At 65.8% G+C, this 11,683-nt stretch carries 7 protein-coding genes and 1 pseudogene; 7 read left to right on the top strand and 1 reads right to left on the bottom strand.

The features are described from left to right. Nucleotides 1–380 (top strand): annotated as a pseudogene (gene prpD, locus AB7849_RS16140) (2-methylcitrate dehydratase); the annotation flags it as partial. Between the two features lie 328 nt (nt 381–708). After that, a complete protein-coding gene (locus AB7849_RS16135; RefSeq protein WP_192810853.1) occupies nt 709–1,194 on the top strand; it encodes a hypothetical protein in 486 nt (161 codons plus the stop codon). A 41-nt stretch (nt 1,195–1,235) separates the two neighbouring features. On the opposite strand, the gene AB7849_RS16130 is transcribed toward AB7849_RS16135, so the two are convergent. Continuing rightward, the gene (locus tag AB7849_RS16130) at nt 1,236–2,837 is read right to left on the bottom strand and encodes an MASE1 domain-containing protein (protein ID WP_008215846.1); all 1,602 of its coding nucleotides are present in this window, start codon (nt 2,835–2,837) and stop codon (nt 1,236–1,238) included. A gap of 504 nt (nt 2,838–3,341) precedes the next feature. Between AB7849_RS16130 and tal the strand changes: the two genes are divergently transcribed. The 5 genes from tal to AB7849_RS16105 all read left to right on the top strand — a co-directional run bounded on the left by tal (nt 3,342) and on the right by AB7849_RS16105 (nt 11,649). Continuing rightward, on the top strand, nt 3,342–4,415 hold the full coding sequence (gene tal, locus AB7849_RS16125) for a transaldolase (protein WP_008215849.1): 1,074 nt from the start codon (nt 3,342–3,344) through the stop codon (nt 4,413–4,415). Further along, nucleotides 4,412–6,712, top strand: coding sequence for a glucose-6-phosphate isomerase (gene pgi, locus AB7849_RS16120; protein ID WP_369501390.1), 2,301 nt, complete (start codon nt 4,412–4,414; stop codon nt 6,710–6,712). The genes tal and pgi overlap by 4 nt, the downstream gene beginning before the upstream one ends. Before the next feature lie 29 nt (nt 6,713–6,741). Beyond that, a complete protein-coding gene (gene gnd / locus AB7849_RS16115) occupies nt 6,742–7,764 on the top strand; it encodes a phosphogluconate dehydrogenase (NAD(+)-dependent, decarboxylating) (protein ID WP_192810854.1) in 1,023 nt (340 codons plus the stop codon). Between the two features lie 124 nt (nt 7,765–7,888). Then, the gene (zwf, locus tag AB7849_RS16110) at nt 7,889–9,334 is read left to right on the top strand and encodes a glucose-6-phosphate dehydrogenase (RefSeq protein WP_008215855.1); all 1,446 of its coding nucleotides are present in this window, start codon (nt 7,889–7,891) and stop codon (nt 9,332–9,334) included. Next, nucleotides 9,331–11,649 (top strand): glycoside hydrolase family 15 protein, encoded by a 2,319-nt coding sequence (locus AB7849_RS16105; RefSeq protein ID WP_008215857.1) that lies wholly within the window; start codon nt 9,331–9,333, stop codon nt 11,647–11,649. The genes zwf and AB7849_RS16105 overlap by 4 nt, the downstream gene beginning before the upstream one ends. The last annotated feature ends 34 nt before the right edge of the window (nt 11,650–11,683 follow it).

Raw genomic sequence — 11,683 nt, 5'->3', positions numbered from 1 at the left:
TCGGCCGGCTGGTGGCCAGCGACTACAACGACGACATCGCCGCCGATCCGCGCATCGACGCGCTGCGCGACAAGATGAGCGTGGTCGAGAACCCGCAGTTCACCAAGGACTATTTCGACCCGGACAAGCGCTACATCGGCAACTCGGTGCAGGTGTTCTACAAGGACGGCAGCCATAGCGAGAAGGTTTCGATCGATTACCCGATCGGCCACCGCAAGCGTCGCGCCGAAGGCATTCCGGTGCTGCTGAAGAAGTTCGAGGCGGCCATGCGCGGCCACTTGCCGGCGCACCAGGTCCAGGCCATCCTGGCGGCCACCCGTGACCCGGCCAAGCTGGATGCCATGCCGATCCAGCAGTTCCTCGGCCTGTTCGCACTGTAAAAGCGGAAACGTGAACGGCCTGCCGCAAGGGCAGGCCGTTCCGGGACAAGCCAGGGTGCAGCGGCGTTATTCGTCGAGCGGGGCGAGTGGCTCGGTTCCTTGGGTAGACAGGCGCCTGCGGGGCGGAAAGGAGATGCCGTTCCAACCCCATCGGGGTTGCCAGGCGAGACGCGGCGGGATAAAACGCGCATTATCGGGCGGCGGGGCGTGTCATCGGCCTGCGTGTCTTGAGACGGCAAATGCTTGTCACATCATCATTTGTCGGCGGGATGTTGCGTGTCAGCCCCCATGGGGCGCCACTACCATCAATGGATAAAGGGGATTGATCATGTCGAAGATCCTGTTTCGCGTGGCCGCGGTTGTCGGCTTGTCCATGATTGGAGCGACGGGGGTGGCGATGGCTGCCAATCCGCCCTCCAGCGGCCTTGGCCAGGCATGGCCGAATGCGGCGGACGTGAGTGCCAGCCCGCACTGGCATGCCTATGTATTCACCTTGGGCGGTGTGAAGTACATCCAGGTGAATGATCTCAATGGCAATGTGCTCGGTGCGATTGGTACGGCCAACGGCCAGTTCATCACGCTGCCGATAGGTGCCTTCTCGCAGCTGGTGTCGACGCCGCAGCAGCCGGCGGCCAACACCCAGGCTGTCGCTGCGGCAGCACCGGCGGCGGCGCCAACCACGGTTTACAAGGACACCACCACGCAAATCACGGCCACGCCGATGAGCAATGGGACGGTGATGCTGAAGGCGGTAGATACGGGTGGTGGTGGATATTGCGATCCCATCGTATGTGCCACACAGGGCATTCGTTAACAGTTCTTGCTGTAGTCGCCTTGTGGTCTCGTCCGGCGGAGTTACTTGCCGCCGGGCAGGATCGGGTCGAACAGGATCACGCTGATCCTGCGACCGTCGGGCAGGGCACGTTCGCGCGCCTTGCCCTCGAACGTGGCGGCCCGATCCTCGATGGCCTGTCGACCCAGGCCGCTGGTGGTGCGCAGCACCACCTTCGGAATCAACTCGTTCCAGCGGACCTGCTCGGCCTGTTGCGGCTGCGTGTGGCAGTCGATGCGGATCATCACCCAGGCGCGCCCCTGGCTGCGGCCGCAGCGCACCAGTACGGTAATCGCGCTGATATCCCGGCGGATACAGGCGTCGGCCACGGCTTCGCAGGTGATGCGGTAGATGGCCAGGTGGATGGCTGCAGACAGCTCGCTTAGCGGGCCCTGGATCTCGGAGCGGTAGGTAATCCCGCTGTCATTCAATACGCGTGACAGGGCGCCTTCGTTCAGCGTGGCCGGCAGGCCATGCTCGCGCAACGCGGTGGGATACAGGCTGTCGGCCAGGCGGTAGAGCTGGTCCTGCGCAATCAGCGCCTGCAGGCGGTAGCTGCGATCGTTGATGGCCGGCTGCAGCGTCTTCAACCGGCCCATCATCATGGCGTAACCGGAATGGACGGTTTCACGGATCTGGTCCAGCACCTGCGCGGTCACCCGCAATTGCATCTCGCCCATGTGCACGTTGCGTTGGGCCAGGGCCAGGGCCAGGCGCAGATCGCTGCGCTCCTTGTCCGCCCGCTGGTTGAGCGAGGCGATCCGCGCACCCATCAGCAGCATGGCCGTGACGGCGAAGGCGATCACCACTTCGGCCTGCAGCGTGCTCACATCGCTGCGTGCCGGCATCAGCGCGATTACCGCGAAGCTGGCCGCGGTGCCGCCGATGGCCGCGCCCATCCAGCCATGGCGCAAGGCCAGCCAGACCATCGGCATGAACATCGCCATCTGGGCGATTTCACGAGCCTGGGGAATCGCGTGGCCGGCCCAGATCAACAGCAGCATCGCCGGGATCAGCAGGAACGTACCTTCCAGTACGAGGCGGCTTTCGATGGTCTTGATTGGCAGGGCATGCCAGCCATACCGCCGCGCCGATTGGTTCACGGCCAGCACGAGGGGCATGACGGTCAAGATGCCTAGATAGTCCCCCAAGACCCAGTGCGACAGGACTTGACCATAATGGATTGGGCCGTAGCCAGGCGGTAGCTTGGATACCAGTAACAAAAGCAAGTTGTTGAGGGGCATGACGCAGGCGGCCAGTAACGAGCCGGCTAGTAGCGTCCCCATGTTGACTGTGTCCCTGGTCGGGAAAAGACGCCATTTTTCGCGGCAGAGGTAAGCGACTGGCATTAGAAGCAAGATGGACGGCTTGAGGTTGAGGATCGCCCATGTCATTCCGAGCTGGGGTGCGTGCGCATAACTAAGATGCGCCAGCGACGCCGCCTCACCCACCAGCAACGCCGGCCAGTAGCGATAGCGCACCAGCAGCAATACGCTCAGATGGAACCCGCACAGCAGCACCCAGTGCGGAATGATCATCGCGCGAAACAACGAGGTGCCGGCGGCAAAGGCCACGGCTACAGCGATATGTCGGAACCAGGCGTTCGCCCACGCATCCTTTTGCATTCTTCCCCCTTGGGGACCCTTGTCGCCGCTCGAACCGTACGTGCGGTCCGGACGCCTTGATCACTTGCTCCCCGGCAAGACGATCCATGGGACCCATGCCCAATATGCTATACCCCAATCGCTGCCGGTGAGCGGTATGTCCTGCTTTCGACAGCGGGTCGGGCCTTCCGGTTCGCGCTCATCGCGCAAGGTGACGGCGACCTGCTTCATTCGGGATTGACGTCGGCGAAGCTAAGGTTCCGCCGATGACGACAGACATGCGATCGATGAGGGACGTGGACAGCCCCCTGCGTCCGCCCCCGTTCGCAAGATCATACGTCGAAATGGCGCTGCAAGGCGGTCTTCCGGCGCCCAAATTGCCTTGCGATGGCCGGTCCGTGCGGCCTACCCTAGGGCGAATGCAGATCCCCCTGCATGTTCCCCCATTCCGCGAAGATCCTGCCGACGTCGGCGAGGCCGACCACCCGAGTCTTCGCCTCACCAGGCAAACCAAGGAGTTTCGCAATGCATGATTCGGCCCGCACACTGAACGGGCTCGGCCAGAGCCTCTGGCTGGACAACATCACGCGCGGCCTGCTCCGCGCCGGCACGCTGGAGGATTACCGTGATCGCTGTGCGGTCACCGGACTCACCTCCAACCCCACCATCTTCGAGCACGCCATCAAGGGCGGCGACGACTACGACGCGGCCATTCGCGCCGATGCCAGCACCGATCCCGAGGCGGTGTTCTTCGATCTGGCGATCGACGACCTGCGCAACGCGGCGAAGGTGTTCGAGCCAATCCACCAACGCACCTCCGGCGTGGATGGCTGGGTCTCGCTGGAAGTCTCGCCGCTGCTGGCCGACGACACCGCGCATACCATCGAGCAGGCCGTGGCGCTGCACGAGCGCGCGGGTATCGCCAATCTCTATATCAAGGTGCCGGGTACCACCGCCGGCGCGGGCGCGATCGAGGAGCTTATCTACCGCGGCGTGCCGATCAACGTCACCCTGCTGTTCTCGCCGAAGCAGTACCAGGCAGTGGCCGATGCCTACATGAAAGGCCTGGAGCGGCGGCTGGCGGAAGGCCTGTCGCTGGACGTGGCCTCGGTGGCCTCGGTTTTCATCAGCCGCTGGGATGTGAAGGTGGCCAAGGCCGTCCCCGAGGAAATGCACAACCAGCTCGGCCTGGCCGTGGCTGGCAGCATCTATGCCCGCTACCGCGACGTGCTTGCCTCGCCGCGCATGCAGCGCCTGATGAACGAGGGCGCGCGACCGCAGCGTCTGCTGTGGGCCAGCACCGGCACCAAGGACCCGGCCGCCAGCGACACCTTGTACGTGGACAGCCTGGCTGCGCCATTCACCGTCAACACGATTCCCGAGAAGACCTTGCTGGCGGTGGTCGACCATGGCCAGCCCGGCGCACTGATGAGTGCCGATGACAGCGCCGCCCGAGCGGTGCAAGCCAGCTTCGCCGAGCGCGGGCTGGAGGTCGACCCACTGGCCGAAACGCTGCAGGACGAAGGTGCCGCGTCGTTCGTGAAATCGTGGAACGACCTGCTCGACACGATCCGTCAACGCATGGAGAAGGCTGCATGAGCACATTGCGCGAGAGCCCGGCCTGGAAGGCGCTGGAGACGCACCACAAGTCAGTACAGAAACTGCACCTGCGCGATATGTTCGCCAAGGACGAGACCCGCGCGGAGCGCTTCACCGCCGAGGCCGCCGGCTGGCGGCTGGACTACTCCAAGCATCGCATCACCGATGAAACGCTGAAGCGGTTGTTTGCGTTGGCTCGCGAGCGTGGGGTGGAGGCGCGGCGAGACGCCATGTTCGCCGGCGAGAAGATCAACTCCACCGAACACCGCGCGGTGCTGCACACGGCGCTGCGCGCGCCGGCCGACAGCGTGATCCTGGTCGATGGCGTGAACGTGGTGCCGGAAGTGCAGGCGGTGCTCAAGCGCATGGCCGATTGCGCCACGAAGATCCGCGCGGGCGAATGGAAGGGCTACAGCGGACGGCCGATCCGCAACATCGTCAACATCGGCATCGGTGGCTCCGACCTGGGCCCGGTGATGGCTTACGAGGCGCTGCGCCACTACACCGACCGCGGCCTGCAATTGCGCTTCGTCTCGAATGTGGACGGCACCGATTTCGCCGAGGCCGTACATGGTCTGCGCCCGGAGGAAACGCTGTTCATCGTCGCCTCCAAGACCTTCACCACGCTGGAAACCATGACCAACGCGCACACCGCGCGTGACTGGTTGCAGGCCGCGGCGGGCAAGGACAAGAAGGCGGTGGGCCGGCATTTCCTGGCGCTGTCCACCAACGAAGAGGCGGTCAACGAGTTCGGCATTCCCAGTGCGCAAATGTTCGGTTTCTGGGACTGGGTCGGCGGCCGCTATTCGATGGATTCCGCGATCGGCCTGTCCACCATGATCGCCATCGGTGCGGAAGCCTTCGGCGAAATGCTGGCCGGCTTCCACGCGATGGACACGCATTTCCGCACCACCCCGCTGGAGCGCAACCTGCCCGCGATCATGGGCCTGCTCAGCGTGTGGTACGCCGATTTCTTCGACGCCGCCACGGTGGCGGTGCTGCCTTACGAGCAGTACCTCAAGCGCTTCCCGGCCTACCTGCAGCAGTTGACCATGGAGTCCAACGGCAAGCACGTCACGCTGGAAGGCAAGACGGTGGATTACGCCACCGGACCGATTTTCTGGGGCGAGCCGGGCACCAACGGGCAGCACTCGTTCTATCAGCTGATCCACCAGGGCACGCACCTGATCCCGTGCGATTTCGTGGCGTTTGGCGAGGCGTTGAATCCGCTCGGTCGCCATCATGACCTGCTGCTGGCCAACGTCATCGCGCAGGCCGAGGCGCTGGCGATGGGCAAGACGCTGAAGCAGGTGAAGGCCGAGGGCGCATCGGCGCAGCTGGCGCCGCACAAGGTGTTCGAAGGCAACCGTCCCTCCAGCCTGTTGCTGGCCGAACGGCTCACGCCGGCCGCACTGGGCGCGCTGGTCGCGTTGTACGAGCACAGCGTGTTCACCCAGGCGGCGATCTGGGACATCAATGCGTTCGACCAGTGGGGCGTGGAACTGGGCAAGCAGCTGGCCGTGCGCGTGGCCGGCGAGATCGAGGCACCGCGCAAGTCGCTGGCCCACGACGCGTCGACCAATGCCGCGATCCGCTGGTACCGCAAGGCGCGCCGCAAGGCCGCCAGCGAGCCGGCGCCGCAGGGGCGCCGCGTGCTGGTGCTCGACGTGGGCGGTACCCACGTCAAGGCTCTGCTCACCGGCAAGAAGCAGGAAGTGAAGATCGATTCCGGCCCGCAGATGACGCCGGACCAGATGATGGCCGCCCTGCGCAAACGCCTGCGCGGCTGGAAGTACGACGCGGTCAGCATCGGCTTCCCCGCCCCGGTGGTGCATGGACGCATCGTGCACGAGCCGCACAACCTGGGCCAGGGCTGGGTCGGCTTCGATTTTGCCAAGGCTTTCGGTTGCCCGGTGAAGCTGGTCAACGACGCCGCGATGCAGGCACTGGGCAGTTACGAGGGCGGCCGCATGCTGTTCCTCGGCCTGGGCACCGGCCTGGGTTCGGCGATGATCGCCGATGGCCAGCTCGAGCCGATGGAGCTGGCGCACATGCCGTACAAGAAGCACACCTACGAGTACTACGTCAGCGAGCAGGCACGCGAACGCCACGGCAAGAAGTGGCACGCGCACGTACTCGAGGAAATCGACGCCTTGCGCGCCGCGCTGGAGCCCGACTACGTGGTACTCGGCGGCGGCAATGTGAAACACCTCAACAAGCTGCCTGATGGCGTACGCCGCGGCGACAACGCCAACGCTTTCATCGGCGGTTTCCGACTGTGGGAGAACGTGACATGAGCACGACATCGAAGGATTCGGGCCACGGCCTGCAACTGGGTTTCGTCGGCCTCGGCCGGATGGGCCTGAACATGGTGCACCGGATGCAGGATACCGGCGTGCAGTGCGTGGCGTTCGACACCAAGGCCGAGGCACGCGAGGCCGTGGCCAAGGTCGGCGCGGAAGCCGCCGACTCGCTGGAGGCGATGGTCGGCAAGCTGTCCAGCCCGCGTGCAGTGTGGCTGATGCTGCCGACCGCCGTGGTCGACACGGTACTCGATACGCTGGTGCCGCTGCTCGAAGCCGGCGACATGGTGATCGACGGCGGCAACTCGCATTACGTGGAAGACCTGCGTCGCGCCAAGCGGCTTGGCGAAAAGAACATCCACTACGTGGACGTCGGTGTCAGCGGTGGCGTGTGGGGTCGCGAGCGCGGTTATTGCCAGATGATCGGCGGCCCCGAGACGGCCTACAAGCATCTGCAGCCGGCGTTCGCTGCCTTGGCGCCGGGCGTGGATACCGCGCCGCGTTCGCCCGGTCGCATGGGCAAGCCCGGACCGGCCGAGCAGGGTTATCTCTACTGTGGCCCGAACGGTGCCGGCCACTTCGTGAAGATGGTCCACAACGGCATCGAGTACGGCTTGATGGCCGCTTATGCCGAGGGCCTGAACATCCTGCACCACGCCAATGTGGGGCGTGAAAAGCAGGAGGTGGATGCCGAGACGTCGCCGCTGGAGCATCCCGATCGTTACCAGTACGACCTGCCGCTGCACGACGTGGTCGAGGTATGGCGTCGCGGCAGCGTGATCGGTTCGTGGCTGCTCGACCTCACCGCGATCGAGATGAACAAGGACCCGACGCTCAAGCATTACGCCGGTCGCGTATCCGATTCCGGCGAAGGTCGCTGGACCGCGCTGGCGGCGATCGAGGAAGGCGTGCCCGCACCGGTGCTGACCGCGGCATTGTTCGGTCGTTTCGCCTCGCGCGGCAACGACATGTTCGCCGACCAGGTGATGTCGGCCATGCGCCATGCCTTCGGTGGTCACGACGAGAAGGCCGCCAAGGGCAGCTAGCCGTCCATTCGGCGACGGGGTGCCAGGCCTGCGTGCGGGCACCCGGTGTTCGATTCGAGCAGGCGCGCTTGCATGCCAGGCGCGCCGATCCGGCGATGCCGGCATTTTTTCCAAGGAGCAAGCGATGAGCGACACCACCCTGGTCATCCTCGGCGCCACCGGCGACCTTACCCAGCGTCTGCTGATGCCGGCGTTGTACCGGTTGCATCGGCTCGGTCTCACCAAGGACCTGCGCATCCTCGGCTACGCGATGGAGAACTGGAGCCGCGAGCGCTTCGAGAACCACATCCACAAGGCGCTGAAGTCGTTCGCGCCGGATTACACCGAAGCCCAGTGGAAGCGTTTCAGCAAGCAGCTGGACTACGTCGGCGGCCAGCTCGAGCCGGATGACCTGGGCAAGATCAAGGACAAGCTCACGCCCTCCACGCTGTTCTACATGGCGCTGCCGCCGCCGCTGTTCGGTCCCGCCTCGCAGGCGCTGGGCGAAGCCGGTCTGGCCACGGCGCCACGTGGTGGTTGGCGCCGGCTGGTAGTGGAAAAGCCGTTCGGCACCGACCTGGCCTCGGCCAAGCAGTTGCGCGCGCAGATGCACACGCACTGGGAAGAGAACCAGATCCTGCGCATCGACCATTTCCTCGGCAAGGAAGCCACCCAGAACCTGATGGTGTTCCGCTTCGCCAACCGCTTCCTGGAGCCGGTGTGGAACGCGCAGCACATCGCCCAGGTGCAGATCACCTACGCCGAAACGCTGGGCGTGGAAAAGCGCGCCGGCTATTACGACCACGCCGGCGCCTTGCGCGACATGCTGCAGAACCACCTGATGCAGTTGTTCAGCCTGGCCGCGATCGAGCCGCTGTCATGCTGGGACGCCGACGTGTTGCGCGACCACAAGGTGGAAGTGCTGCGCTCGGTCAAGCCGATCACCGCGCGCAACGTGGACAAGCACGCCGTGCGTGGTCAGTACCGCGCCGGCAAGGCCGGGCGCAAGAAGCTGGCCGGCTATCGCAGCGAGCCCGGTATCCCGAAAGGCTCGAACACCGAAACCTTCGCCGCGCTGCGACTGGAAATCGACAACTGGCGCTGGCAGGGCGTGCCGTTCTACCTGCGCAGCGGCAAGCGACTGGCCAGCAACTGTTCGGAGATCGCGGTGCAGTTCCGCGACGTGCCCGGCCCGCTGCCCGGCGGCGTGAAGGCCGAGAACAACTGGATGGTGTTCCGCATGAAGCCGGAGCAGGGCATGGACTTGATCGCCAATGCCAAGCTTCCCGGGCTGGAACTGGACGGCCATCAGGTCACGCTCAGCGCGCCTTACGTCAAGGCCGGCGAGAACGAGTTTTCCGCGTATGAGCAGTTGCTGATGGATGCGATCGAGGGCGACCGTTCGCACTTCCTGCGCTTCGACGAGGTGGAATGGGCCTGGCGCCTGCTCGAACCGGTGCTGAAGCGCTGGCAGAAAGGTGCGCCGGATTTCTACGCCGCCGGTTCCGATGGTCCATCCACGCAGGATCGACTGCTTGACCCGGGTCAGCACTGGCGGCCGGTGGCCATCGCGGACGGAGACGACGCGTGAACGCGCCGGGCGGGCCGGGACTGTCGCCGACCTGGGCGAGCAGCGACAAGGACATCGTCGGCACCGCGCTGGGCCCGAGCCGCGTCTGGTACACCCTGGGCCACGGCATCCTCGACGAGGTGTACTGGCCCTCGTGCAGCACGCCGCAGATCCGCGATCTCGGCTTCATCGTCGCCGGCGACGGTTTCTGGTCCGAGGTGAAGCGCGAAAGCCATTACGAGTTGACCACGCCGGCACCCGACGTGCCGCTGCCGAAGATCGTGCACCAGCACGAGCGTTACCGGCTGGAGCTGGAAGTGCTGGCCGATCCGCTGCGCGACGTGGTGCTGCTGCGCTATCGCCTTGAAGGCAAGGGTCTGAAGCTGTACGCGTTGCTGGCGCCGCACCTGGAAGGCTCCGGTCACGACAACACTGCGCAGGTGACGCCGCAAGGCCTGGCCGCGATGAAAGGCGGTACCGCGCTGATGCTGGCGGCGGACTGCGGTTTCACTCGCGCCAGCGCCGGCTACGTGGGCAGCTCCGACGGTTGGCGGGATTTCCACGACCACGGCGCGATGACCTGGCATTACGACAGCGCGCCGAACGGCAACGTGGCGCTGATGGGCGAGCTGGCCGGCAATGCAGGCGTGCTCGCGCTGGGTTTGGCCAACACCGTGGAAGGCGCGCAGACACTGGCGCTGTCCTCGCTGGCCTGCGGCTTCGAGGCGGCGCGCGCGCCGTTTGTCGAAGGCTGGCAGCGCTGGGCCGGGCATCTCAAGTGCGAGGGACTGGAACCCTCCCTGCAGCAGGCCGTGCGCCGCGCCGCGATGGTGCTGAAGACCCACAACGATCGCGATTTCCCCGGTGCGATGGTGGCCAGCCTCAGCGTGCCGTGGGGCGACACCCGCGACGATCCGGGCGGCTACCACTTGGTGTGGCCACGCGATGCGGTCGAGTCCGGTTTCGCCATGCTGGCCTGCGAGCATCACGACGAAGCCCGCGCGATGCTCGCCTACCTGATTGCCACCCAGCAGCCGGACGGCCACTGGCTGCAGAACTTCTACACCGACGGCCGCCCTTACTGGGGCGGCGTGCAACTGGACGAAGCCGCGTTGCCGGTGTTGCTGGCGGCGCGGCTGGACGAGTACGGCGAGCTGGGCGACCTGCGTCCGCAAGCCACGACCATGGCGCGTCGTGCGCTGCGCTTCGTGGCGCGCACCGGTCCATTCAGCCCGCAGGATCGCTGGGAAGAAAACGCCGGCATCAACCCGTTCACCCTCGGTGTGGCGATCGCCGCGCTGGTCGCCGGCGCCGCACACGGATTTCTTGAAAAGGCCGATGCCACGCACGCGTTGTCGCTGGCCGACGACTGGAACGCGCGCGTCGAATCGTGGGTGTATGCGCGCGACACCGAGCTGGATCGCACCCACGGCACGCGCGGCCACTACGTGCGCATCGCGCCACCGGGGCAGACCGCACAGGATGGCGAAGTGGCGCTGCGCAACCGAGGCCGCGAGCGCGTGTCCGCGCAGAACCTGCTTGGCCTGGAATACCTCTACCTGGCCCGCCTCGGCCTGCGTGCGGCGGACGATCCGCGCATTCGCGACACCACCAGGTTGATCGATGCCGAGTTGCGCGTCGACCTGCCGGCCGGCCCGTATTACCGCCGCTACAACGAGGACGGCTACGGCGAGCACGAGGACGGCAGCGCCTTCGATGGCACCGGTGTGGGTCGCGCGTGGCCCTTGCTCAGTGGCGAACGCGGCCATCAGGCGCTGCTGGCGGGCGAGGACCCGCAACCGTATCTCGCCGCGATGCTGGCTTCGGCCAGCGAAGGCGGCATGCTGCCCGAGCAGGTGTGGGATACCACGCCGATTCCCGAGCGGGGCCTCAACCCCGGACGGCCCAGTGGCAGTGCAATGCCACTGGTGTGGGCGCACGCCGAGCTGATCAAGCTGGTCGCGGCGATCCATCGTGGCCAACCGGTGGAACGCCTGCGCGCGGTGGTCGATCGCTATCGCACGCCGCGTGTGCCGGCCGTCACCCACTGGCGCGAACAGGCACCGTGTCGCACGGTGAACCGCAGCGGCGTCCTGCTGGTCGAAGCGGCATCGCCGTTCGTGCTGCATCTGGGGCGCGACGGCTGGAAGCATGTCGACGACCACGTCAGTGAGCCGCTCGGCTTCGGTCTGCACGGCGTGCGTCTGGACGTGGCGAAGCTGGGCGCGCAGCGCACGCTGGAATTCACCCGCCGCTTCCTCGGCGAGCGTGGCTGGGAAGGCCGCGACTGGCCGCTCCTGCTGCTGCCGTTGGCGACATCGGGCGGCAACGATTGATCTCTACCCTTTCCATGGACGAACGGAATCCGTA

It is taken from the genome of Rhodanobacter sp. FW021-MT20, assembly GCF_041107475.1.
Classification (GTDB): domain Bacteria; phylum Pseudomonadota; class Gammaproteobacteria; order Xanthomonadales; family Rhodanobacteraceae; genus Rhodanobacter_A; species Rhodanobacter_A glycinis.
This window is presented reverse-complemented; position numbering and strand designations above follow the sequence as displayed.

Coding starts and splice junctions, on each gene's coding strand:
- tal (WP_008215849.1), top strand. CDS start 3,342: ATGCATGATTCGGCCCGCACACTGAACGGGCTCGGCCAGAGCCTCTGG.
- pgi (WP_369501390.1), top strand. CDS start 4,412: ATGAGCACATTGCGCGAGAGCCCGGCCTGGAAGGCGCTGGAGACGCAC.
- AB7849_RS16135 (WP_192810853.1), top strand. CDS start 709: ATGTCGAAGATCCTGTTTCGCGTGGCCGCGGTTGTCGGCTTGTCCATG.
- zwf (WP_008215855.1), top strand. CDS start 7,889: ATGAGCGACACCACCCTGGTCATCCTCGGCGCCACCGGCGACCTTACC.
- AB7849_RS16130 (WP_008215846.1), bottom strand. CDS start 2,837: ATGCAAAAGGATGCGTGGGCGAACGCCTGGTTCCGACATATCGCTGTA.